This is a genomic window from Actinomadura terrae, assembly GCF_022751215.1.
Lineage (GTDB): Bacteria > Actinomycetota > Actinomycetes > Streptosporangiales > Streptosporangiaceae > Spirillospora > Spirillospora terrae.
In genome coordinates, this window is record NZ_JAICDG010000007.1 from 226,107 (window position 1) to 249,883 (window position 23,777).

Here is a 23,777-nt window from a genome sequence, read left to right on the forward strand (position 1 = left end):
GACATCAGACGACATCAGACGACCCCCGGCGACCAGGACAGCCATGACGACGCCCGCGACTCCACGAACCCGGCAACCCGCACCCGCGCAGCACGAGGAGGCCGCCCGATGCCCATGATCACACCCGCCCACCTGCACGCCCTGCTCGCCTCCACCGACCGCGGCGCCGCCCTGGTCCTGCTCTCCGGACGGCCCGCCGTCGTCCCCTCCGCCACCGCCGCCGACGCGGACGACGTCATGGTGATCACCACCCGGGACGCCGTCATCGCCGAACTCGACACCGGCGCCAACGACGAGCAGCTCGAACGCCTCGCCCAGCGCCTCGACACCGCCCTGGACAGCCTCGACATCCTCGGCGGCTGACCACCCGCAACACCCGCAGCACCCGCCGCCCGCAGCGCCCGCGCGGACGCGGCCAGCGGCGTGGTCAGGCCCGGCCGCCCGGGCCCTCCGCCGCGTCCTCCACCCGCCCCCGCCCGCCACCGGCGCCGGGAACAGCCACCGCCGCCTCCAGGCCGCCCCGCTCCTCCCCCACCCCGGACGCCCCGGACGGCAGCACACCCGACTCGGTGGCGCGCGCCAGCTCCTCCAGCAGCGCCCGCCTCCCCCGCGCCGCCGCCCGCCGCTGCCGCCGCGCCCCCGTCCCCACCCGCCGCACCGCCTCCACCAGCACCCGCACCCCCGCCAGGTCCCCGGACCGCGCCAGCGACGGCGCCGCCCGCTCCACCAGGTCCCCCACCAGCCGCCACGCCGGAACCGACCGCCCGGTGCGCGGGTCCAGCGCCGGGCCGTCCATCCCGTGCCGCGCCGCGCCCCACAGCGCCGCCGCGCACACCTGCTCGTCCAGCCGCGGCGCCTCCCGCCCCGCCGCGAGGTCGGCCAGCGCCGCGCCCACCAGCCCCCGCGTCAGCGCCGCCTGCAACACCGCCTCGTCCGCGGTCGCCGCCGCGTCGGCCGCCCGCACCTCCACCGTCGGCCACCGCGGCGACGGCCGCGCCAGCCAGAACGTCATCGCCGGGTCCACCAGCACCCCCGACTCCACCAGCACCTCCACCCGCCGGTCGTAGTCGGCCGCCGACGCCGACCACGGCGGCGTCCCCGCACCCGGGAACCGCACCAGCTCCACCATCCGGTGGCTGGCGTAACCGGAGTCGCGGCCGTGCTCGAACGGGGAGTTCACCGACAACGCCAGCAGCGCCGCCAGCCACGGACGCAGATGGTTCACCACCGCCACCGCCGTCTCCCGGTCCGCGACCCCCACGTGCACATGGCAGCCGCACGCCTGGTAGTCGGCGACCACCGTGCCGTAGGCGGTGGCGATCCGCGCGAACCGCTCCCCCGGCGACGGCGGCGGCGGAGTCCCGCCCAGCACCGGCCCGCCCGAGGACACCAGCCGCATCCCGCCCGCCCGCGCCGCCTCCGCCAGCCGCGCCCGCCCGAACCGCAACTGCGCCGCCACCCCCGGCACGTCCAGGCACACCCCCGTCGCCGCCTCGACCTGCGAGGCCAGCAACTCCGTCTGGAACGAGCCGCCCGCCCGCGCCCAGCGGTGCCCGCGCGCCCGCGCCAGCACCCCCTCCGCCCCCGGGACGCACTCGCCCGTCACCTCGTCGACCAGCAGGAACTCCTCCTCCACCCCCAGGCTCACCCCCGGAGCGCAGGCCTCCACCACCGCATCACCCATACCGGTTCCCCCCAGTTCGACCACTCCCCGTCACCCCGGGACATGCCCGAACAAAACCGCCCCTCCCACCCCCTACCAAGATCTTTCCGGTGGGGGGTGGGAGGGGCGGCGCCTCCCGGCCCCGCCGGGGCCGCCGCTAGGAGGCGGGGCAGAACACCCGCTCCATCGCCCTGCCCGCCGCCTCACCCGCCTTGCTCACGTCCTTGCCGCTCACGGTCACCGACACCGCGAACTGGCGGCGGCCGTCCTCGGAGTAGAAGGTCATCGCCAGGTAGCCGGCGGTGGTCCCGCCCATCACCATGAACGTCCCGCACAGGTCCCCGCCCGCCGCCCGCGCCGCACGCACGGCAGGCGCGGCGGCCACGGCGCCCGGGGCGGGCGCGGCGCCGGGCAGGCGGTCGGTCAGAATCCGCTGGAGCTCCGGCGGCAGCAGCCTGCCCTGGACGAACGCGCGCTTGTAGGCGCTCATGTCGTGCGCGGTGGACACCACCCCGCCGGCCGCCCCCGCGATGCTGGCGTTGAACCGGTCCACGTCCCGCAGCCGGCCCTCGGCGTCGGGGTAGTAGCCGTGCCCGTGCGGCCCCCGGATGCCCTCCGGCGGACGCATCGGCAGGTACGTTCCGGTCATCCCCAGCGGGCCGAACAGGTGCTCGTGCATCACGGTCGCCAGGTCGCGCCCCGTCACCCGCTCGATGATCATCCCGAGGAGGGTGTAGTTGGTGTTGGAGTAGGAGTACCGCTCGCCCGGCTCCCCGGTCCGCGGCCGCCCCCGGCTCCACCCCACGATGTCGAGCGGGGAGTAGGTCGTCGTGAAGTCGAACACGTCGAAGGACGGCTCCTCCCCCTCGCTCCCGTCCGGGTTCGGCTTGGCCGCGTACCAGTCGGGGATGCCGGAGGTGTGCCGGATCATCTGCCGCACCGTGACCTCGCCGGCCCGCGCCACCAGGTCCTTCTCCACCACCACCGGCAGCAGGTCGGCGAGCTTGTCGTCCACCCCCAGCCGGCCGTCCCGCACCAGCTGGAGCACGACCGTGGCCACCATCTCCTTGGTCTGCGACCCGACGCGGAACCGGGCGCCGGGCGGGATCCGCCCGCCCTTCCCGCCCAGCAGCCGCGAGCCCCCGCTGCCCTGCCCGGCCAGCCTCCCGTCGACGTAGGCGGCGCCGACGACGCCCACCACCCCGGGGGTCCGCGCCGCCTCCTCCATCGCCTCCTGCACGTTCCCGATCCCGGTCCCCGCCCCGGTCCCGGTGCGCGCCTTGGTCCGGGCCGGGGTCGCGGCGGACGCGAGCCCGGCGGGCACCAGCATCACCAGGGCGACACCGGCGGCCAGACCCGCCCTCCTCAGCGGACGAACGTTCCCGTATGCCACAACGCGCTCCCTCTCGACATCACCATCCGCAGCCGAGGCGTCCTACCCCCGGCGCGGGCCGCCCTGGCCCGCGCCCCCACCCAAGACGGACACCTGTTGCGGCGGCGTATGGGGCTTTCGATACACCCGCGAAAACCCCGACCCTCCGGGCATTTCCGGCATCGAGGGACGCGGCGGGCGAGGCGGATGGCGTGCCGGGACGGCGCCCCCCGGCCGGCCCGCCGTGTGGAGTCCGGTGACCAGATCGTTCCGGATCGCGCCGTGATGGTGCCTGCCCCCGCACCCGCCCGACCGGCAGGATGACCGGCATGAACCGAGCGCTTCTCGTCATCGACGTCCAGGAGTCCTTCCGCCAGCGCGAGTTGTGGCAGGCCGTGTCCGCCCCCGACATCGCCGCGCGCACCGCCCGCCTCACCGACGCCGCCCGCGCCGCCGGCGACCTGGTCGTGTGGATCCTGCACGCCGAGCCCGGCACCGGCGGCCCCTTCGACCCCGCCTCCGGCCACGTCCGCCCCATCGAGGGCCTGGAGCCGCGCGAGGGCGAACCCGTCCTCACCAAGACCTCCCGCAACGCCTTCACCACCACCGAACTCCAGCGGCTCCTCACCGCCCACGGCATCCGCGAGGTCGTCATCTGCGGCATCCAGACCGAGCAGTGCTGCGAGACCACCGCCCGCCTGGCCGCCGACCTCGGCTACACCGTCACCTTCGTCACCGACGCCACCGCCACCTTCCCCATCCCCCACCGCGACGCCCCCGCCGGACGGCCCCTGCCCGAGGTGCTCGCCGACCCCGCCACCCTGCCCACCGACCAGATCATCGCCCGCACCGAGTACGCCCTCGCCGGCCGGTTCGCCACGATCGCCACCCTCGCCTCCCTCACCGGGTAGGCTGACCGGATCGTGACCCAGATCGCCTTCCTGCTCGTCCCCGGACTGCACCTGCTCGACCTCGCCGGACCCGCGCAGGTGTTCTCCACCGCCGCCCAGCTCGGCCACCCCTACCGGTTCGCCTACGTCGCCGAGCGGGAAGGCGTCACCACCGCCCAGGGCCTCACCGTCCAGACCACCACCGCCTGGCCCCGCCTCACCGCCGACGACATCGTTCTGGTCCCCGGCTGGCGGCAGGACCCCGCCGCCCCCCTCGCCCCGCCCATCGGCGCGGACACCGCCGCGCGCCTGGCCGCCCACCACGCCGCCGGCGGCCTGGTCGCCAGCGTCTGCGCCGGCGCGTTCGCCCTCGGCCACGCCGGGCTCCTGGACGGCCGCCGCTGTACCACCCACCACGGCCTCCAGGACGTCCTGGCCCGCCGCCACCCCCGCGCCACCGTCGTCCGCGACGTCCTCTACGTCACCGACGGCCGCGTCGTCACCTCCGCCGGCATCGCCAGCGGCATCGACCTCGCCCTGCACCTGGCCGCCACCCGGCACGGCCCCGGCACCGCCGCCCGCATCGCCCGCGCCATGGTCGTCTACGCCCGCCGCAACGGCGACGAGCCCCAGGCCAGCGCCATGCTCCGGCACCGCGCCCACCTCAACGACGCCGTCCACCACGCCCAGGACCTCATCGACACCGGCTACACCCGCCCGCTGCCCCTCGCCGACCTCGCCGCCGCCTCCGGCGTCAGCGAACGCACCCTCACCCGCCGCTTCACCGCCGCCACCGGCCGCACCCCCCTGCGCTACCAGCAGGAACTACGCCTGGAACACGCCGAACACCTCATCGCCCAGGGCGCCACCACCGAAGCCGCCGCCCACGCCGTCGGATTCGCCGACGCCCGCATGCTCCGCCGCCTCCGCGCCGCCCACCCCACCGCCCCGCCCGCAACTTCCGCCGCGACCCCGGCCGCGACCCCGGCCGCGACCCCGGTCGGCGCCGGCCCGCGCGCGAACGCCTGACCGGCGGCGCGTCAACCGGTGACCGGCACCTCCACGAACCCCGCCGCGCCCCGCCGGACCCGCGCCCGCCCCGCCGTCGCTTCCGCCGCCCACGCCTCGAACACCCCCAGCTCCTCCACCGGCACCACCACGTCCGCCTCCACCCCCGCCCCGTAGCGGACGTCCCCCGGACGCAGCCCCCGCCCATGCAGATCACCCAGGAAACGCCCCGCCAACGCGTGCTCCACCCCCACCGTCACCGTCACCACCGGCCGCAGCTCCACCACCCCCACCGCGTCGACCGCGTCCGCGACCGCCTGCCCGTAGGCGCGCGCCAACCCGCCCGCGCCCAGCTTCACCCCGCCGAAGTACCGCGTCACCACCGCCGCCGTGCCGGTCAGCCCCCGCCGCACCAGCACCTCCAGCATCGGGATCCCCGCCGTCCCCGCCGGCTCGCCGTCGTCGCTGCTCTTGGCGATCTCCCCGCGTTCCCCCACCACGTACGCGGTGCAGTTGTGCGTCGCGTCCCGGTGCGCCCGCCGGTGCGCCGACAGGAACTCCACCGCCTCCGCCTCACCGCCCACCCGCGCCAGCGTGCAGACGAACCGGGACCTGCGGACCTCCAGCTCACGCGAGCCCGCACTCTTGATCATGCGCATGGTCGCACCGAGTCTAGGCCCCGCCCGCCTCCCCGCCCGCGCCCCGCCGCGCGGTGCCGCGCCCGCGCGCGGTCAGTCCGGGAACGGCCACGGGTTCGCGCGGCACCCGTACAGCGACTTGCTCTGCTGCACCATCACCGGCGCCCGCCGCCCCCGCCCCGGGCACCCCGCGTGCCCGTGCCCCAGCGCGTGCCCCACCTCATGGCCGATCACATACTCCCGGTAGGACGCCAGATCCGCGCCGTAGGACACCGCGCCCTCCCCGTACCGGCGCGCGTTGATCACCGAGCGGTCCCCGCTGAGGCATGACAGCTCCCCGCCCGTCACCAGCGGCGCGCACATCCGGTCGGTCAGCGCCGGACTCGACAGCGCCACCCGGAACCGCACCGGACCGCCCGCCACCCGCTCGAACCGCAGCACCCCGCCATGCCCCCACCCCCGCGGATCGTTCAGCACCCGGTGCACCTCCGCCGCGAACTCCGCGCCGTCCACCGGCAGGCCCTCCTCCACCTCCACCCCGTACCGGACGAGCATCCCCCGCGCCCCCGACGGCGGCGCCGCCGTCCCCGGCACCCGCGCGTACCGGCCGGACGCCGACTCCGGCACCCACACCCGCACCGGCTGCCGCCGCCCGTTCACCACCGGACCCACCGCGAGACCCGCCGAGGGGTCCGCCGCGTCCGGGCCCGCAGCCAACGCCGACACCGCACCGCCCGGCCCCCGCTCCGAAGGATCGGCAGGCCGGACACCGGCCGCACCGCCGTCGGGCAGCGTCACCGCCGCGTCCCCGCCCAGCGTCACCACCACGGCGCCCGACACCAGCCACCCCGCCCGCCCCGCCGCAGACCCGCGCGCACGCCACCACCCCCGCCACCGGCCACGGCGCGGTTCGGACGGTTCGGATGGATCGCTCGGCCTCCGCACGGCCCCCCGCAACGGCGTCGGGCACCGGAGAACCACCCGAAAAAGGGACACCGGCGCGAATCGATGGATCACGCCGGAACCTAGCCCACCGCGCGCCGCCCAAACCACCCGGGACGGGCACCTCCCGCCACGGACCGGAAAAGCCGACCGAGCAGGGACAGGACGGCCGTCAGTCCCCAGCCGCCGTCAGTCCCCGACCAGGCCGATCACGTCCGCGATCGACGGCACCACCCGCGACGGACGGAACGGGAACCGCTCGATCTCGTCCTTGCGGGTCACCCCCGTCAGCACCAGGATCGTCTCCAGCCCCGCCTCCACGCCCGCCACGATGTCGGTGTCCATCCGGTCGCCGACCATCGCCGTGCGCTCGCTGTGCCCGCCCACCACGTTCAACGCCGTCCGCATCATCAGCGGGTTCGGCTTGCCCACGAAGTAGGGGTCCACCCCCGTCGCCCGCGTGATCATCGCGGCGACCGCGCCGCACGCCGGCAGCGACCCCTCCGGCGACGGGCCGACCGGGTCGGGGTTGGTCGCCACGAACCGCGCGCCGCCCTCGATCAACCGGATCGCCCGCGTGATCTGCGAGAAGCTGTAGGTGCGGGTCTCGCCCAGCACCACATAGTCGGGATCGATGTCGGTGAGCACGAAGTCGGCCTCGTGCAGCGCCGTCGTCAACCCCGCCTCACCGATCACATACGCCGACCCCTGCGGCCGCTGGTCGGCCAGAAACCGCGCCGTGGCCAGCGCCGACGTCCAGATCGACCCGGCCGGCACCTCCAACCCCAGCGCCGCCAGCCGCGCCGACAGGTCCCGCCGGGTGTAGATCGAGTTGTTGGTCAGCACCAGGAACGGCTTGCCCGAGGCCGCCAGCCGCCGCACGAACTCGTCGGCGCCCGGGACGGGCCGCCCCTCGTGCACCAGCACCCCGTCCATGTCCGTCAGCCAGTAGTCGATCGGCCCGCGCTCGGTCATGCGGCCATTGTCGCAGGTGACGATCACCACCGGATACCGTGATCGGGTGAACGACGACAGCGGCCCCCGCGCCGGGACCGGAATCCGCGACATCGACAGCCCCGACCTGCCGCCCGGCCCCGGCTACAGCCACGCCGTGTCCGCCGACCTGCCCGCCCGGCTGGTCGTGCTGAGCGGCCAGATCCCCGTGGACGCCGCCGGCGACCTCGTCGGCCCCGGCGACCTGGAGGCCCAGACCCGGCAGGTGTTCGCCAACCTGCACGCCGCGCTCACCGCCGCGGGCGCCGGATGGGAGCACGTCGTGCGGCTCGGCTACTTCCTGCGCGACGCCCGCCAGGTCGGCGTCGTCCGCGCCGTCCGCACCGAACTGCTCCCGCCGGGGCTGTCGCCCGCCGCCTCGCTCGTCGAAGTGCCCCGCCTCGTCCGCGACGAGTTCCTCGTCGAGATCGAGGCCATGGCCGTCGTCCCCCGCTGAAGCCCCGGACACCGCCCCTGGCACAGCCCGGCCCGGCCCGATAACGCCGGGGCGCCGGGTTTCCGAAGGAACCCGGCGCCCCGGCGCTCATCCCGTCCCGGCGGTCCTCAGACGTTCACGCCGAAGTCGGAGGCGATCCCCGCCAGACCAGCCGCGTACCCCTGGCCCACCGCGCGGAACTTCCACTCCGCGCCGTTGCGGTACAGCTCGCCGAACACCATCGCGGTCTCGGTCGAGGCGTCCTCCGACAGGTCATAGCGCGCGATCTCGTTGCCGTCGGCCTGGTTCACCACCCGGATGAACGCGTTGCGGACCTGCCCGAAGCTCTGCTGGCGGCCGTCGGCGTCGTAGATGGAGACCGGGAACACGATCTTGGCCACCTCGGCCGGGACGCTGCTCAACCCCACCTTGATCTGCTCGTCGTCGCCCTCGCCCTCACCGGTCAGGTTGTCGCCGGTGTGCTCGACCGAACCGTCGGGGCTCTTGAGGTTGTTGAAGAACACGAAGTGCTGGTCCGACAGGACCTTGTTCTCCGCCGAGCACAGCAGGGCGCTCGCGTCGAGGTCGAAGTCGGTCCCGGTCGTGGTGCGCACGTCCCAGCCCAGACCCACCACGACGGCGGTCAGTCCGGGAGCCTCCTTCGTCAACGAAACGTTGCCGCCCTTGCTCAGACTGACTCCCACTGTGCCTACCTCCGTATCGCGCGTCGCGGATGCCCTTCACCCGCGCGCTCTGTAACGAGAACGGTAGTCACCTCGCGCGGGTTCCCCCGCATCCTTTCCGAACTCGCGGCGTGGCGTCGACGTTTCCCCCTGTCAGCCGCCCGCGACCGCCCGCGCCGATGCTCCGCGTCAACGGTGCGCGCCGGTGAAGGACGCGGGCGGCGCGCACACCTCGGCGGGCAGCTCCAGCGCCGCCGCCAGCGCCGCCGCGTCCGGCGCCAGCGCGTCGCACACCCGCCGCCGCGCCGCCGCCACCCCCTCCAGCACCCCCGGCCGGACGACCCCCTCGTTCAGCAGGTCGCCGGCGCGGCCGTCCAGCCAGTCCAGCGCGTACAGGGCCAGCGTCCGCGCCAGCACCGGCGGGCCCGCCGCCGCGGCGCCCGCGACGATCTCCAGCACCGTCCGGTCCGCGCACGCCCGCGCCGTCCGCGCGGCCAACGCCAGGTTGTCGTTCCAGGCGGTGAAGTCGTCGCGTCCGGCGCGGCGCGCGTCCTGCACCCGGCGCGCGAGGCGGTCGCGCAGCCGCCGCTCGGCCTGGCGCGCCAGGTACGGCCACACCCGCGGGGACTCCAGGTCCCCGCCGTCGGGCGGGCCCTCCTCGGCGGCGGGCGGGACGTAGCGGTCCAGGTCCGCCATCGCCCGCGCCGTGTCGTAGAGGATCAGCTCGTTGTCGCCGCCCGCGTTCAGGTAGGCGTGCGTGAGGCCCCGGTAGGCGTTGAGGCGCTCCACCGCCGCGAACCCCGGCGCGCCGCTGCGCACCCGGCACCGCGACACCGTCTCCTGCGCCTGGACGGTCGCCGCGACCTTCAGCAGCGCCAGGTCCCGGTCCACCGCCGACCACGGCGCCCACGCCGTACCCGGCCCACCCGGCCCGCCCTGCGGGGGCGCCGGACGCGCCTTGACGTGCCCGGCGACGGCGGTCAGCGCGTACGCCGACGCCAGCGCGCCCAGCACCGCCTCCCGCTGGTTGCGGTAGTCGGTCAACGGACGGCGCGGCCCGAGCCGCCCCAGCGTCCCCCGCCCCGCCGAGTGCGCCAGCAGCGTCCCCGCCGACGCGCGCGCCACCGCCGCCGACGCCGAGATTACCGCCCGCCACACCGGCGGCGCGACGCCCATCGACCGCGTCAGCCGCGCCGCCGCCGACCCCGCCGGATCGTGGAACGCGCCGTCGGGGCCGATGCGGGCGCCGTCCCGCAGCCACGCCTCGTAGGGGACGGGCAGGTCGTCCAGCAGCACCGCCGCGTAGTCGACCCGCAACCCGCTGGTCTCGGGCGCCGCGACCACCCGGACCCCGGCGGGGACCTCGCCGCCCGGACCCCGCACCGGCACCACGAACACGAACACCCCGCGCTCGGTCCCCCCGTGCACCAGCGTCGCGTACACCGCCGCGACCTTGGGGACGCCGGGATGCCCCGCGCTGGTGGGGAACTTCGCCGCCGCCGCGTCCGGGGTGCTCAGCACGAACCCGCCCGTCGCCGGGTCGTGCCGGGCGATCGTGCGCGGCGACAGGTGGCTGTTGCTGCGCCCCACCTCGGTCATCAGCAGCGTCCCGAACGCCTCCATCGACTCCAGCGCCGCGCGCGCCGCCCCCAGACCGCCCAGGCCGACCGGGCCGCCCGGTCCGCCCGGTTCGTCCGGCCCCTCCCGGCCCGCGCCGAACCGCAGGATCGGGCCCAGCGCCAGCGTGTAGTGCAGCAGCATGACGTGGAACAGCGCCGGGTCGGCGATCGCGGCGCGCTCCAGCAGCCCGCACAGCGCCGGCGGGTCGGCGAGCAGGTCGGCCGCCGGCGGCGCGGCCCGCCCGGCGCGGCGCAGCCGCGCGTAGGTGAGCGCGAGCCGGTCGTCGGCGGTCAGCCCGGGCGGGTACCCGAAGCAGTCCGGCGGGACGGCCTCGGCCAGCCACGCCCGCGCCCCCGCGTCCAGCGACGCCGTGCCGCGCACGAACTCCAGCAGCTCCGGATCGGGGTCGGCGTCGAGCCCGCCGCCGAAGCCGTCGGCCGGGTCGCTCGCGATGCCGGCGGCGATGTCAGCGGCCATCGTGGAGGTCCCCCTCGCGCCCGGACGGCGGGGAGATTCCCGCCGCCGCCTTGCCCTCGGCCGGGGCCCCGGCCGCCGCGCCGCCCGGGGGCGGGCCCGCCGGTTCCCCGGTGGAGCGCCGGTCGCGCAGCGGCGCCAGGGTCCGCGCCTCCGGCACCGACAGCCGCGCGCACCGGCACAGCGCACCGCCCGGCCCCGCCTCGGTGAACAGCGTCGCGCCCGCCGCGTGGACGGCGCGCAGGGTCTCCGGCAGCCGCACCGGCCGGACGATGCAGTCCGCCAGCGCCCGGTGCAGGTCGTCGGCGTCGGTGTAGGCGCGGCCCCGCACCGGGGAGTGCACCCGCACCCGCAGCGGCCGCTGCGGGAACGCGCGGATTGACGCGTACCACTCCGCCTCGGCGCCCGCCAGCGCCGGGTGGTGCGACAGGTAGGGCACCGCGAGCGGGGCAGCCCGCACGCCCCGCCGCGCCGCCGCCGACAGCACCGCCTCCAGCGGGCCGCGGGGGCCGCTGACCACCGTCGCCTCCGGCGCGTTCAGGCACGCCACCACCACCTCCGGCGCGTCCGCCGCCGCGATGAGCACGCGGGCGGCGTCCTCGCCGGCCTCCAGCATCACCATGCCGCCGCCCGCGCCGTGCCGCGCCAGCACCTCCACCAGCGCGACGGCCATCCGCGCGCCGTCGGCGACCGCGAACGCCCCCGCGCACACCAGCGCGGCGATCTCCCCGAAGCTCTGCCCGACGGCGTAGACGGGCTGGACCCCGCTCGCCCGCAGCGCCCGGTCGACCGCGACCGAGGCGGCGTACCCGCACAGCTGCGCGACGCCCGGCGCGCGGGCCGCCGCCCGGTAGCCGCCCGGGTCCTCCAGCAGGATCGCGCGCAGCGACGGCCACCCCGTACGGGGCAGCCCCTCCTGCACCGCGTCCACGACGTCCTCGACCGCGCACGCGGCGGCGGGCGACCATCGCGCGGGTGAGACCAGGTCGGGTACGCCCGCCGAGCCGGTCCCGGCGAAGAGGAAGGCGCAGACGTCGTCGGGCTTGAGCTCCTCGGCCGGACGGAAGGACAGCGACACGCGGGGTCTCCTTACCTGAAAGGAAGACTTGCTTTTCTTTTCGGATAAAGGCCGCTGGGCAATTTTGATATGGAACAAAAACCCTGAAATGGGATTATTCACAGGTGGGATCAGTCTGGCAACCGTCGGCCCCGCGCCGGTGGAGGGGAGCGACGCATGACCTGGCGGCAGACCGACCCGCGGCCGCGAACCCGCACCGCCGCTCCGAAGACGGCCGTACCGGGGATCGCCGTGCCGGAGACCGAAAAGCCCTCCCCGGGATGGACGATCCGGGGCACCGGCTCCTACCTGCCGTCCCGCCGCGTGCCCAGCGACGGCATCGCCCGCGCGCTGGGCCTGCCCGCCGACTGGATCGAGAGCCGCACCGGCATCCGCTCCCGGCACGTCGCCGACCCCGCGCAGGCCGCCTCCGACCTGGCCGCGCCCGCCGCCCGCCGCGCGCTGGAGCGGGCCGGGCTCGCCCCCGGCGACCTCGGCCTCATCGTCCTCGGCACCTCCACCCCCGACGAGCTCGGCCCCTCCACCGCCTGCCGCGTCCAGGCGCTGCTGGGCGCCCGGAACGCCGCCGCGTTCGACGTCTCCGCCGCCTGCACCGGGTTCCTGTACGGGCTCCAGGCCGCCGTGGGATGGCTGGCCACCCAGCGCGGCGCCGCCCCGTACGCCCTGGTCGTCGGCGCCGAGGTCTACTCGCGGTTCCTGGACCCCGCCGACCGCGCCACCTGCGCGCTGTTCGGCGACGGCGCCGCCGCCGCCGTGATCGGCCCCGCGCCCGCCCCGTACGGGATCGGGCCGATCACCCTCGGGTCGGACGGCACCCGCGCCGGCGACGTCCTCATCCCCGCCGGCGGCAGCCGCGCCCCCGCCGCGCCCGAGACCCTCGCCGCGCTCGGCCACACCATCCGCATGGACGCGCGCGCCGTCCGCGACTTCATCTCCGGCGTCTTCCCCCGCCTGGTCGCCGAGGCGTGCGAGGACGCCGGGATCAAACCCGCCGACCTCGCGCTGGTCGTCCCCCACCAGCCCAACCCGCGGCTGGTCGCCTCGCTGGCCGCCCAGGCGGGGCTGGAGCCCGGCCAGCTCGCCATCGCCGGACGCGACGCCGGCAACATCGGCGCCGCGAGCCTCCCCCACGCCCTGGACGCCGCCGTCCGCGCCCGCGGCCTCAAGGGCGGCGACCTCGTCCTGCTCACCGGGTTCGGCGCGGGCGTGACCTGGGGCCGCGCCCTCATCACCTGGCCCCCCGCCTGACCCCGGACGCCCACCGGCGGCCCGGAGCCACCCGCCCGGGCCGCCCGGGCGGGGATCAGCGGCGCGGCGAAACCAGCGACCGCAGCAGGTCGCGGGACCCGGCGCGGCGGTCCCACGCGATCACGGCGAACAGCACCGCGAACGCGGCCGGCAGCGCCGCCCACGGCGCGTCCAGCACCAGCAGCTGCGTCGCCACCGCCCCCGCCATCAGCCCGACCAGCCCCGCCGCCGCGAGGCCCGCGAGCCGGGGCACCACCAGCCCGACCGCGCCCGCCGCCTCGACCGCGCCCGTCACGTACCGGAACCACTGGCCCCACCCGATCTCCTCGAACGTCCGGACGGCATCGGCCTGCCCGGCGAACTTCGGCAGCGCCGACCCGGCGAACAGGAACACCGCGAGCAGGATCTGCGCCCCCCACAGCACCTTCCGGAGCGTGCGGCGCGCGCCTTGCGGGGCGTCCTGCGAGAGGGCGGGGGCGGTGGAGGGGATGGCGGCCATGATCGTGGTCCCTTCGTGCGGTGCGCGATGCGTCTCATCGGCTCTCACCGACGCGTCGCACGGGCCCGGCCCCGTTCGACATCCCCGCCGAACTTTTTCCGCGGACGTCTTCGCCGCGCGTCACCAGGGCGACAACACCAGCGCCTGGACGGCCAGCGCCGTCGCCGCCTGCGCCGCCAGCCACCACCGCGACGGCGGCCCGGGCAGCGACGCGGCGGGCAGCAGCCACGCCGCGAACGGCAGCCAGATCCGCTCCACCTCCCCCTTGGTGACGCCCGACAGGTCCAGTGCGAGCATCCCCGCCAGCGCCGCGCACACCGGCAGCGCCACCCCCAGCCCCGGCAGCCTGGCCCGCGTCCGCGCCGTCCGGTACACCGCCGCGACCGCGTCCGGCACCGCGCGGGCGACCGCCGGGCCCACCAGCAGCCCCAGCACCGCCAGGTCCGCGAACAGGAAGTAGCCGTAGGAGCGCTGCGCCGACCCCCGGCTGACCAGGTAGGTGTCCAGCGTCGCGCGGACCCCCTCGGGCCACCAGAAACCCCCCGCCGTCAACGCGGCCGGCACCACCACCAGCCCCGCGCACAGCCCCGCCAGCGCCACCGGGCGGGGACGCGCCAGCGCCAGCACCGCCAGCGGCACCGCGAACAGCGGCAGCAGCCCGTAGCTCAGATACGGCAGGCACCCCAGCAGCACCCCCGCGCCCACCGCCGCCGCCACCCGCGCCGCCGGACGCGCCGGACGGCGCCGCGCCGACAGCGCCGCCAGCGCCGTCCCCCACGCGCCCACGCCCAGGAACAGCGCGTCCATCGACGTCGCGACCCACACCCCCAGCGGAGCGAGCACCAGGAACGGGACCGCCGCGCGCGCCGCCCGCTCGCCCGCCAGCTCCCGCACCGTCACCGCGATCGCCGCCGCCGCCGACGACCCCGCCGCGACCACCAGCGCCGCCGCCCAGCCCGTCCCGGCGAGGCCCGCCCGCTCCAGCAGCCACAGCACCAGCACCGGCAGCGGCGGATGCCCCCGCACGTGCGTGGTGTAGCCGCCGAGCCGCTCGGTGAAGGTCCGCAGCCACTCCGCCGGGTCGGGACGCACCTGCGCCAGTCCCGCCGGATACTCCGTCGGCGCCTCCAGCGGCCCCGCCAGCGCGCCCGGCCCGTCGCTCACCGCCAGCGCCGCCGCCCACAGCGCCGCCCCCGCCCACGCGACCCACGGCAGCGCCCGCCACCCCAGCCGCGACGCCAGCGCGGGCAGCACGGCCACCCCGGCCGCCGCCACCGCCAGCGCGGGCAGCATCCGCCACGTCAGCGGATGCCCCCGCAGCCGCGCGTGCAGCGGCGGCAGCGCGTCCTCGGTGGCCAGCCCCGCGCGCCGCAGCCACCAGCCGACGGCGAACGCCGCCGCGATCCCCGCCGCCCACACCGCCACCGCCCCCACCCGCACGGCGCGCCGCCCCGGACGCCCCAGGCGGCGCCGCGCCGCCGAGGAGCCGCGCCCGGTCAGCGGGTCAACGTGGCGAACCACCGGCCCGCCTCCTCCCAGACCTCCGCCACCCGCAGCGCGCACGCCGCCGCCGGCCCCGCGACCGCGTCCACCGGGACGCGCGCCCACGCGAACCACTCGCCGACCGCCCGGCCCGACCGCAGCCGCAACGGCTCCACGCGCGCGCCGCCGCCCGGCGGGTCCACCTCCACCAGCACCCGCCCGCCGGGCGCCAGCAGCATCGCGATGCGGCGCAGCAGCGCCTCGGCGTCACCCCCGATCCCCACGTTCCCATCGGCCAGCAGCACGCTCTCCCAGCGCCCGGCGCCCGGCACCCGCCCGAACACGTCCCGCACCAGCGCCGGACCGCCCGCCGCCACCGTCAGCGCCACCGCCGCGGGCGCGACGTCGATGCCCAGCACCGGGACGCCCCGGCGGGCCAGCGCCACCGTCAGCCGCCCCGGCCCCGACCCCACGTCCAGCGTCGCACCCGCGCACCGCCGCAGCAGCCCGGCGTCGCCCGGACGCGGCGCCAGCCACTCCCACACCGGCAGCGGACGGCGCCGACCGTCGGCGTGCTCGATCTCCACCCGCGCCCCGCCCCGCAGCGCCTCCTCGTACAGCTCCCCGATCATGCCGGGACGGTCCTGGCCCCGAGCGCCCGCACCGCCGCCGCGAACTCCCCGTCCGGCGCGTCCGCCGCGACCGCCGCGGCGTCGGCGGGGGTGTCCACGTCCCTCAGCACCGGCAGCTCCGCCACCCGCAGGCCCGCCGCGCGCAACCGGCCCAGCACCGCCGCGCCGGTGTCGGCGCGCGACATCGGCACCCCGCGCAGCAGCGCGGCGTCCGGTCGGCGCAACCCCAACAGCCAGAACCCGCCGTCGGCCGCCCCCCCGAACACCGCCTCGCACCCCGACACCGCCCCGCAACCCGGCTCCGCCTCGTGTCCCGGCTCCGCCTCGTGTCCCGGCTCCGCCTCGTGTCCCGGCTCCGCCCCGTGTCCCGGCTCCGCCCCGTGTCTTGGCTGCGCCTTGTGTCTTGGCTCCGCCCGGTGTCCCGACACCGCCTCGTAATCTGACACCGCCGTATGGCCCGACCCCGCCCCGGCCGGTGTTAGCGCGGCGCATGCCCGCTCCAGCAGTGCGGGGGTCACCTGCGGGGTGTCCATCCCCACCAGCACCAGCGGACGGCCCGCGTACACGTCGGCGAACGCGTGCGCGAGCCGCTCGTCCAGCCCGCCGCCGCGCTGCGCGCACACCGCGAAGCCCTCCGGCAGCCACGGCCCCGGCGCCCCGTCCAGCACCAGCGTCCGCCGTCCCGCCCGCGCCGCGGCGACCGCCGCGAGGGTGTCCCGCAGCGCCGCCTCCGCCAGCGCCGCCGCCTCGGCGGCCGTGTAGGCGGGGGTGAGGCGCGTCTTGACCCGGCCCGCCACGGGCTCCTTGGCGATCACCAGCAGGTCGGCGGTTCCCATGGTCGGCGCGCTCACGAGGCCGCCTCGGCCAGCACCCGCCGCATGTCGCGGACGGCGCGCACCGTCCCGCCGACCGTCCCGGTCACCTTCGACGCCCCCGTCCGCGGCCGGTAGGGCACGTCCAGCTCGGCGATCCGCCAGCCCGCGCGGGCCGCGCGCAGCACCATCTCCAGCGGGTATCCGAACCGGCGGTCGGCCAGCCCCAGCGCCAGCAGGTCCGCGCGGCGCGCCGCCCGCATCGGCCCGAGGTCGCGCAGCCGCGTCCCGGCCCGCCGGTTCAGCGACCGCGCCAGCACGGCGTTGCCGAGCCGCGCGTGCGGCGGCCACGCGCCGCGCCCCACCGGACGCCGCCGCCCCAGCACCAGCCCCGGCGCGCCCGCCGCCTCCACCTCCGTGAGCGCGGCCACCAGCCGGGGCAGATCCGCCGGGTCCAGCGACGCGTCGGCGTCCATCACGCACACCACCTCCGCGGTCGCCGCCGCCAGCCCCGCGTGGCAGGCCGCGCCGAACCCGCGCACCGGGGCGGGGATCACCCGCGCGCCAAGGTCCGCGGCCACGCGCGCGGAGTCGTCGGTGGAGGCGTTGTCGACCACCAGCGCCCGGAAGCCGTCCGGCATCCGCGCCAGCACCCAGGGCAACGCCTCGGCCTCGTCGAGGCAGGGAAGCACCACATCGATCACGAGCCCGACGCTACTTTCGGTGACACCGGAACGACCCTTACGAACTCGTGACGGGCTGCCGCGCGAACTCCGCGACCCCGTCCGCGAACGCCACCGCCGCGCGGAACCCCAGCTCCTCGCGCGCCCGGTCGGAGCGCGCCACGATGTGCCGCACGTCCCCCAGCCGGTAACCGCCGGTCACCCGCGGCGCCGGGCCGCCCAGCGCGCCCGCCAGCGCCGCCGCCATCTCCCCGACCGTGCGGGGCTCGCCGCTGGCGACGTTGTAGGCGCGCGCCCCGCCCGGCGGCGCGTCCGCGAGCCGCTCCAGCGCCAGCACGTTCGCGCGGGCGACGTCGCGGACGTGCACGAAGTCGCGGCGCTGCGCCCCGTCCTCGAACACCAGCGGCGCCTCCCCCGCCAGCAGCCGCGACCGGAACAGCGCCGCCACCCCCGCGTAGGGGGTGTCGCGCGGCATCCGCGGCCCGTACACGTTGTGGTACCGCAGCGCCGCCACCGACCCGCCCGCCATCCGCGCCCACGACGCCGCCAGATGCTCCTGCGCGAGCTTGGTGTCGGCGTAGACGTTGCGGGGATCGGGCGCCGCCTCCTCACCGACCGCCCCCGGCTCCAGGGGGCTCCCGCACACCGGGCACGGCGGCTCGAACCGGCCCGCCCGCAACGCCTCCTCCGTCCTCGGCCCGGGCCGGACCCGCCCGTGCCGCCCGCAGGAGTAGGCGCCCTCCCCGTACACCACCATCGAGGACGCCAGCACCAGCGCGCCCACCCCCGCGCGGGCCATCTCCGCCAGCAGCACCGCCGTCCCCTGCACGTTCACCGACGCGTAGGCGGGCAGGTCGGAGGCGTCCACGCCGAGCCCCACCATCGCCGCCTGGTGGCACACCGCGTCCACGCCCGCCAGCCGCCGCGCGACCACCGCGGCGTCGCGGACGTCGCCCGGCCCGTCCCCGAGCCCGTCGGGCCGCGTGTCCAGGCCCCGGACCCGATGTCCCGAGGCGGTCAGCGCCTCGGCGATGTGCGAACCGATGAAACCGGCCGACCCGGTGAGCAGTACGTCCATGCCGACGAAACTAGGACGCGGCGCCCCCGCGCGGCGGCCCGCAACGGCCCGCCGCCGCTCCTTGTTCGAACCTTGTAAGAACTCCGCCCCCGCGATGGCACGCGAGCGGCACGCCCCCCAGGCACCCTTCGGGCCGGCCTCGGGCGCGCCTCAGGCGCCGGGCAGATGCCGGTGCAGAGCGGTCAGGCGGCCCGCCGCCGCCAGCACCGCCTCGGTCAGGCCGGGCATCCGGTCCGGGCCGAACCGCACCGCCGGGCCCTGCAACGCCACCGCCGCGAACACCCGCCCCGACCCGTCGCGCACCGGCGCCGCGACCGCGCGGACCCCGATGATGCGCTCCTCCTCGTTGAGCGCGTAGCCGCGCTCGCGCACGCGGGCCAGATCGGCCTCCAGCGCCGCGCGGGTGGTGAGGGTCGCCGGGGTGTAGCGGCGGTACGGCTCCGCCATCGCGACCGCCGCGTCGGCGCCGTCGCCGTCGATGTCGGCGAAGGCCAGCAGCGCCTTGCCCATCGCGCACCCGTGGATCGGGTTGCGCGCCCCGGGCGGCTGGTCGTAGCGCAGCGGATGCGCCGAGGGCAGATGCAGCAGGACGGCGACCTCGTCGCCCACCCGCACCCCGAGGCTGACCGCCTCCCCCGTCCCGTCCCGCAGCGCGGTCAGCTCCGGCTGGAGCAGCGTGGTCCCCATCCGCTCCAGCGCCAGCCGCCCGAGGATCGCGGTGGTCGGGCCGAGGAAGTACCGCTCGGTCAGCGCGTCCCGGCCCAGCATCCCCGTGTCGTGCAGGGCCCGGACGATCCGGTGCGCGGTGCTGACCGACAGCCCCAGCCGGTGCGCGACCTCCGTCGGCGTCTGCCGCGCCGCTCCCTCGAAGGACCGCAGCACCGCGACGGCACGGTCCACCGACTGCGTTCCCGGCGTGGGCCGCCCCGCCGCCCCGCGCCCGTCGCTCTCCTCGGTCACGGCTCCCATCCTCGCACCGGAACGCGCCACCCCCACCGCAGGGGCCGCGCCCCGGGCGCCCCGGCGCTCACTCTCCGGACGCGCGCAGCAGGCGGCGGCCCAGGTCGGCGAGGCGCGCGGCCAGCTCGGGCGGCTCGCGCACCTCGAACTCCAGGTCCAGGAACGCGATGCGCAGCGCCGTCCACTCCAGGGAGTCGGGCTCGGTGCGCAGCAGGCAGGTCCGCTCGTCGACGGGCTCGACCTCCGCGCCCGTCACCCGGAACCGGTCCGCCAGCTCCTCGGCCGAGGCGTGCACGACCAGCACCGCGCGCCGGACGGGACGGTCCCCCGCCCGCGACCGCGTCACGAACGCGGCGGCGTCGGGCGCGGGCAGCTCCCGCGGCGCGCACCGCACCCCCGTCCCGCGCGGATCGCGCATCCGGTCGACGCGGAACGTCCGCCAGCCGCTCCGCCCGGTGTCCCACGCGACCAGGTACCAGCGGCGCCCCGCCGACACCAGCCCGTACGGCTCCACCAGCCGGCCGGACTCGGTGTCGTCGCGGTCCCGGTACCCGAACCGCAGCCGCTCCCGGTCCCGGCACGCGGCGGCCAGCACCGTCAGCGCCGCGGGCTCCACCACCGGCCCGGCGGGCGGGCCGGTCAGCGGCGTCGTCGCCGCGTGCAGCGCGTTCACCCGGCGCCGCAGCCGCTCGGGCAGCACCTGCTCCAGCTTCGCCAGCGCCCGGACGGAGGACTCCTCGATCCCCGCCACCGCGCCGCCCGCCGCGCCCCGCAGCCCCACCGCGATCGCCAGCGCCTCCTCGTCGTCCAGCAGCAGCGGCGGCATCGCGGTCCCCGCCTCCAGCCGGTACCCGCCCGCCGCGCCGAGCGTGGCCAGCACCGGGTAGCCGAGCGCGCGCAGCCGCTCCACGTCCCGGCGGACGGTACGGGCGCTCACCCCGAGCCGCTCCCGCAGCTCCGGGCCCGTCCACTCCCGCCGCGCCTGGAGCAGCGACAGCAGGTGCAGCAGCCGGCCCGACGTGGTGCCCGACGCGGTCTCAACGGCGGTCCCAGTGGTGGTCTCAACGGTGGTCTCGGTCACGCTCCCCAGTATGCCGCGCAATGCGGCCAGAACCTGACCTCATTGCCTCCTAGCCTGGCCCGCATGAGCGCAGGCAGCATCGTGATCACCGGAGCCAGGCAGCACAACCTCAAGGACGTCTCGCTGCGCATCCCCAAGGAGCGGATCGTCGTGTTCACCGGCGTGTCCGGGTCCGGCAAGTCCTCGATGGTGTTCGGCACCGTCGCCGTGGAGGCGCAGCGGCAGCTCAACGAGACCTACACCTGGTTCGTCCGCGACCGGCTGCCCAAGCACGAGCGGCCCGACGCCGACGCCATCGAGCACCTCGCCCCGGCCGTCATCGTCGACCAGCGGCCCATCGGCGGCAACGCCCGCTCCACCGTCGGCACCATCACCGAGATCCACGCCGTCCTGCGGGTGCTGTTCTCCCGGCACGGCACCCCCTCCGCCGGAGAGGCCGCCGCCTACTCCTTCAACGACCCGCAGGGCATGTGCCCCGAGTGCGAGGGCCTCGGCGAGGTCGTCCGCCTCGACCTGGACGCCTTCCTCGACACCTCCAAGAGCCTGAACGAGGGCGCGGTGAACTTCCCGCCGTTCGGCGTGGGGACGTTCGTGTGGCAGCTGTACGCCGAGTCCGGGCTGTTCGACCCCGACAAGCCGCTGCGCGAGTTCACCCCCGAGGAATGGGACACGCTCCTGCACGGCAAGGGGTTCCGCGTCCGCCGCCTCAACCGCACCGGGTCCCTCGGCCACAACGCCTACGAGGGCATGGCCGAACGCTTCGAGCGCCTCTACATCCGGCGGGACGTCAACTCCCTGAACGGCCGCACCCGCGACGCCGCCCGCCGGGTCACCCGCACGCTGCCCTGCCCCGCGTGCGGCGGCGCGCGGCTCAACCCCGCCGCGCTCGCGTCCGAGATCGGCGGGCGCACCATCGCCGACCTCGGCCGCATGGAGGTCGCCGACCTGGTGGACGCGCTCACCGAGATCACCGACCCGGTCGCCGCGCGGATCGCCGACGCGGCCGTCACACGGCTGCGGCGGCTGGACGACATCGGCCTCGGCTACCTCACCCTCGACCGGCAGACCCGCACGCTGTCGGGCGGCGAGGCGCAGCGGCTCAAGGTCGTCCGGCACCTGGGCTCCAGCCTCACCGGCCTGACCTACATCTTCGACGAGCCCAGCGCCGGCATGCACCCGCGCGACGTCGACCGCCTCAACGGGCTGCTGGTCCGGCTGCGCGACAAGGGCAACACGGTGCTGGTCGTCGAGCACGACCCGGGCGTCATCCGCGTCGCCGACCACGTCGTCGACATGGGGCCCGGCGCGGGCGCGCACGGCGGCGAGGTCGTCTTCACCGGCACCGTCGCCGCCCTGCGCGCCGCCGACACCGCCACCGGGCGGCACCTGCGCGCCGCCGCGCCCGTCAAGGACGCGTTCCGGGACCCCGCCGGATGGCTGGAGGTCGAGGGCGCCCGCGCCCACAACCTGCGGGACGTCACCGCCCGGTTCCCCACCGGCGTGCTCACCGCCGTGACCGGCGTCGCGGGCTCGGGCAAGAGCACCCTGGTCATGCAGGAGTTCGCCGCCCGCCACGACGGCGCCGTCGTCGTCGACCAGTCCGCGATCGCCGCGTCCCGCCGCTCCAGCCCCCTCACCTTCCTCGGCGCCATGGACACCGTCCGCCGCCTGTTCGCCAAGGCCACCGGCGCGGACCCGGGCCTGTTCAGCCACAACTCCACGGGCGCCTGCCCCGCCTGCGACGGCAACGGCGTCATCGTCACCGACCTGGCGTTCATGGACCCCGTCACCACCACCTGCGAGACCTGCCACGGCACCCGCTACCGGCCCGAGGTCCTCGCCCACACGCTGCGCGGCGCGACGATCGTCGACGTCCTCGCGATGACCGCCGGCCAGGCCCTCGACTTCTTCGCCGGGGACGGCGCGGCGCGGGGGATCACCGCGCGGCTGCGGGCCCTCGCCGACGTCGGGCTGCCCTACCTCGCGCTCGGACGGCCCCTCACCACCCTGTCCGGCGGCGAGCGGCAGCGCCTCAAACTCGCCGCCCACCTGCACCGCACCGGCGCCGTCTACATCCTGGACGAGCCCACCACCGGCCTGCACCCCGCCGACACCGGCACGCTGCTGGCCCTGCTGGACCGGCTCGTGGACGCCGGCAACACCGTCATCGTCGTCGAACACGACCTGGACGTCGTCAAACACGCCGACTGGGTCCTGGACCTCGGCCCCGGCGGCGGCCGGCACGGCGGCCGGATCGTGTTCGCCGGCACCCCCGCCGCGCTGCTGGAGCACCCGTCCTCGGTCACCGCCGCGTTCCTGCGCCGCGACCTCGCCGAACGCGCTCCCCGGCCGGCGCGGCCCGGGCGGCCCGCGCCGTAGGCTCACCGGCATGGATCATGAAAACGGCTACCTGGCCGGGCTGTTCTCGCTGGAGGGCCGGGTCGCGGTCGTGACCGGCGGCAGCTCGGGCATCGGACGCGCGATCGCCGAGGGCCTCGCCCGGTCCGGCGCGGCCGTCGTGCTCGTCGCGCGCCGCGAGGGCGAACTGGCCGCCACCGCCGCCGCCCTGGAGGCCCACGGCTGCCGCGCCGCCTGGGTCAGCGCCGACCTGGCCTCCCGCGCCGCCGTCCACCGCGCCGCCGACGAGGCCGCCGCCGCGTTCGGCGAGCCCGACATCCTCGTCAACGCCGCCGCGATCAACCTGCGGCCTCCGATGGACGAGCTCACCCCCGCCGACTGGGACACCACCATGGCCGTCAACCTCGACGCCCCGTTCCTGCTCGGCCAGCGCTTCGCCGCCGGCATGGCCGAACGCGGCTACGGGCGGCTCATCCACATCGCCTCCCAGCAGGCGTTCCGCGCGTCCTTCACCAGCGGCGCCTACGGCGTCTCCAAGGCCGGCCTCGTCGCGCTCGCCCGCTCCCAGGCCGAGGCGTGGTCGGGACGCGGCGTCACCGCCAACACCCTCGTCCCCGGGTTCGTGATGACGCCGCTGAACCGCCGCCTCTCCGACGACCCCGCCCGCGTCGAGGAACTCGCCGCGCGCACCCTGACCGGCCGCAACGGCCTCGCTGAGGACTTCGCCGGCGCGGCGGTGTTCCTCGCCGGCCCCTCCTCCGGCTACGTCACCGGGCAGGCGATCTTCGTGGACGGCGGCTTCTCCGCCCACTAGCCCCCGCCTCCGCGATCACTGCGCGCCGTGCTCGTCCACCAGCCGGTCGATCACGGCGGCGAGGTCGAAGTCCAGCGCGGTCAGGCCGCCCGCGCTGTGCGTGGTGAGCGCGAACCGCAGCGTCCGCCACCGGATGTCGATGTCGGGATGGTGGTCCGCGTCCTCGGCGGCGCGGGCCACCGCGCCGACCAGGTCGATCCCGGCCGGGAACGAGGGCGCCCGCACCTCCCTGACGATCTCCTCGCCGTCCCGCGTCCAGGCGGGCAGCGCGCGCAACCGGTCGGCGACGGCGGCGCCGTCGAGCGTGTCGGCCATCGGTCACTCCCGTGTCGT

General features: G+C 76.8%; 24 protein-coding genes. 7 read left to right on the plus strand and 17 right to left on the minus strand.

Annotated features, from left to right (window positions below):
• Positions 1-108: 108 nt before the first annotated feature.
• Positions 109-363: a hypothetical protein gene (locus K2F47_RS35105; RefSeq protein ID WP_242910469.1), complete on the plus strand. Its 255-nt coding sequence runs from the start codon at positions 109-111 to the stop codon at positions 361-363.
• A 64-nt stretch (positions 364-427) separates the two neighbouring features.
• On the opposite strand, the gene K2F47_RS35110 is transcribed toward K2F47_RS35105, so the two are convergent.
• Both K2F47_RS35110 and K2F47_RS35115 read right to left on the minus strand, forming a co-directional pair.
• The gene (locus tag K2F47_RS35110) at positions 428-1,684 is read right to left on the minus strand and encodes a carboxylate-amine ligase (RefSeq protein WP_272497906.1); all 1,257 of its coding nucleotides are present in this window, start codon (positions 1,682-1,684) and stop codon (positions 428-430) included.
• A gap of 136 nt (positions 1,685-1,820) precedes the next feature.
• Entirely contained in the window at positions 1,821-3,056 is a 1,236-nt protein-coding gene (locus K2F47_RS35115) for a serine hydrolase domain-containing protein (protein ID WP_242910470.1), read from the minus strand.
• 308 nt (positions 3,057-3,364) lie between these two features.
• On the opposite strand from K2F47_RS35115, the gene K2F47_RS35120 reads away from it, so the two are divergent.
• The gene (locus tag K2F47_RS35120; RefSeq protein ID WP_242910471.1) at positions 3,365-3,946 is read left to right on the plus strand and encodes a cysteine hydrolase family protein; all 582 of its coding nucleotides are present in this window, start codon (positions 3,365-3,367) and stop codon (positions 3,944-3,946) included.
• Between the two features lie 12 nt (positions 3,947-3,958).
• A complete protein-coding gene (locus tag K2F47_RS35125; protein ID WP_242910472.1) occupies positions 3,959-4,954 on the plus strand; it encodes a GlxA family transcriptional regulator in 996 nt (331 codons plus the stop codon).
• A gap of 11 nt (positions 4,955-4,965) precedes the next feature.
• Here K2F47_RS35125 and K2F47_RS35130 read toward each other — a convergent pair whose 3' ends face one another.
• From K2F47_RS35130 to K2F47_RS35140, 3 genes are all read right to left on the minus strand, one after another.
• Entirely contained in the window at positions 4,966-5,592 is a 627-nt protein-coding gene (locus K2F47_RS35130) for an IMPACT family protein (RefSeq protein WP_242910473.1), read from the minus strand.
• Positions 5,593-5,664: 72 nt separating this feature from the next.
• A complete protein-coding gene (locus K2F47_RS35135) occupies positions 5,665-6,411 on the minus strand; it encodes a DUF3152 domain-containing protein (RefSeq protein ID WP_242910474.1) in 747 nt (248 codons plus the stop codon).
• A gap of 291 nt (positions 6,412-6,702) precedes the next feature.
• Positions 6,703-7,488 (minus strand): HAD-IIA family hydrolase, encoded by a 786-nt coding sequence (locus tag K2F47_RS35140; RefSeq protein ID WP_242910475.1) that lies wholly within the window; start codon positions 7,486-7,488, stop codon positions 6,703-6,705.
• A 46-nt stretch (positions 7,489-7,534) separates the two neighbouring features.
• Between K2F47_RS35140 and K2F47_RS35145 the strand changes: the two genes are divergently transcribed.
• Entirely contained in the window at positions 7,535-7,963 is a 429-nt protein-coding gene (locus tag K2F47_RS35145; RefSeq protein WP_242910476.1) for a RidA family protein, read from the plus strand.
• Between the two features lie 107 nt (positions 7,964-8,070).
• Here K2F47_RS35145 and K2F47_RS35150 read toward each other — a convergent pair whose 3' ends face one another.
• The 3 genes from K2F47_RS35150 to K2F47_RS35160 all read right to left on the minus strand — a co-directional run bounded on the left by K2F47_RS35150 (position 8,071) and on the right by K2F47_RS35160 (position 11,797).
• Entirely contained in the window at positions 8,071-8,646 is a 576-nt protein-coding gene (locus tag K2F47_RS35150) for a TerD family protein (RefSeq protein WP_242910477.1), read from the minus strand.
• A 168-nt stretch (positions 8,647-8,814) separates the two neighbouring features.
• Positions 8,815-10,722: an acyl-CoA dehydrogenase gene (locus tag K2F47_RS41090; protein WP_272497908.1), complete on the minus strand. Its 1,908-nt coding sequence runs from the start codon at positions 10,720-10,722 to the stop codon at positions 8,815-8,817.
• A complete protein-coding gene (locus K2F47_RS35160; RefSeq protein WP_242910478.1) occupies positions 10,712-11,797 on the minus strand; it encodes an ACP S-malonyltransferase in 1,086 nt (361 codons plus the stop codon). The genes K2F47_RS41090 and K2F47_RS35160 overlap by 11 nt, the downstream gene beginning before the upstream one ends.
• A gap of 156 nt (positions 11,798-11,953) precedes the next feature.
• Between K2F47_RS35160 and K2F47_RS35165 the strand changes: the two genes are divergently transcribed.
• Positions 11,954-13,045: a 3-oxoacyl-ACP synthase III family protein gene (locus K2F47_RS35165; protein WP_242910479.1), complete on the plus strand. Its 1,092-nt coding sequence runs from the start codon at positions 11,954-11,956 to the stop codon at positions 13,043-13,045.
• Between the two features lie 55 nt (positions 13,046-13,100).
• Here the strand turns inward: K2F47_RS35165 and K2F47_RS35170 are convergent, their stop codons facing one another.
• From K2F47_RS35170 to K2F47_RS35210, 8 genes are all read right to left on the minus strand, one after another.
• Positions 13,101-13,544, minus strand: a complete 444-nt coding sequence (locus K2F47_RS35170; RefSeq protein ID WP_242910480.1) for a DoxX family protein — start codon at positions 13,542-13,544, stop codon at positions 13,101-13,103.
• A gap of 120 nt (positions 13,545-13,664) precedes the next feature.
• Positions 13,665-15,065, minus strand: coding sequence for a hypothetical protein (locus K2F47_RS35175; RefSeq protein ID WP_242910481.1), 1,401 nt, complete (start codon positions 15,063-15,065; stop codon positions 13,665-13,667).
• Entirely contained in the window at positions 15,041-15,658 is a 618-nt protein-coding gene (locus K2F47_RS35180; protein ID WP_242910482.1) for a class I SAM-dependent methyltransferase, read from the minus strand. Before K2F47_RS35180 ends, K2F47_RS35175 begins: the two co-directional genes overlap by 25 nt.
• A complete protein-coding gene (locus K2F47_RS41095; RefSeq protein WP_308198521.1) occupies positions 15,655-16,509 on the minus strand; it encodes a TIGR04282 family arsenosugar biosynthesis glycosyltransferase in 855 nt (284 codons plus the stop codon). The genes K2F47_RS35180 and K2F47_RS41095 overlap by 4 nt, the downstream gene beginning before the upstream one ends.
• Entirely contained in the window at positions 16,506-17,174 is a 669-nt protein-coding gene (locus K2F47_RS35195) for a glycosyltransferase family 2 protein (protein ID WP_242910483.1), read from the minus strand. Before K2F47_RS35195 ends, K2F47_RS41095 begins: the two co-directional genes overlap by 4 nt.
• 37 nt (positions 17,175-17,211) lie before the next feature.
• A complete protein-coding gene (locus K2F47_RS35200) occupies positions 17,212-18,231 on the minus strand; it encodes an NAD-dependent epimerase/dehydratase family protein (RefSeq protein WP_242910484.1) in 1,020 nt (339 codons plus the stop codon).
• 150 nt (positions 18,232-18,381) lie between these two features.
• A complete protein-coding gene (locus K2F47_RS35205; protein WP_242910485.1) occupies positions 18,382-19,191 on the minus strand; it encodes an IclR family transcriptional regulator in 810 nt (269 codons plus the stop codon).
• 67 nt (positions 19,192-19,258) lie between these two features.
• Positions 19,259-20,272 (minus strand): helix-turn-helix transcriptional regulator, encoded by a 1,014-nt coding sequence (locus tag K2F47_RS35210; RefSeq protein ID WP_242910486.1) that lies wholly within the window; start codon positions 20,270-20,272, stop codon positions 19,259-19,261.
• 63 nt (positions 20,273-20,335) lie between these two features.
• Between K2F47_RS35210 and K2F47_RS35215 the strand changes: the two genes are divergently transcribed.
• Together K2F47_RS35215 and K2F47_RS35220 are read left to right on the plus strand one after the other, a co-directional pair.
• On the plus strand, positions 20,336-22,651 hold the full coding sequence (locus tag K2F47_RS35215) for an ATP-binding cassette domain-containing protein (protein ID WP_242910487.1): 2,316 nt from the start codon (positions 20,336-20,338) through the stop codon (positions 22,649-22,651).
• Between the two features lie 10 nt (positions 22,652-22,661).
• Entirely contained in the window at positions 22,662-23,444 is a 783-nt protein-coding gene (locus K2F47_RS35220; RefSeq protein WP_242910488.1) for an SDR family NAD(P)-dependent oxidoreductase, read from the plus strand.
• Positions 23,445-23,459: 15 nt separating this feature from the next.
• Here the strand turns inward: K2F47_RS35220 and K2F47_RS35225 are convergent, their stop codons facing one another.
• Positions 23,460-23,759 carry a 4a-hydroxytetrahydrobiopterin dehydratase gene (locus tag K2F47_RS35225; RefSeq protein ID WP_242910489.1) on the minus strand — a complete coding sequence of 100 codons (300 nt, stop codon included), beginning with the start codon at positions 23,757-23,759 and terminating at the stop codon, positions 23,460-23,462.
• Positions 23,760-23,777: the final 18 nt, after the last annotated feature.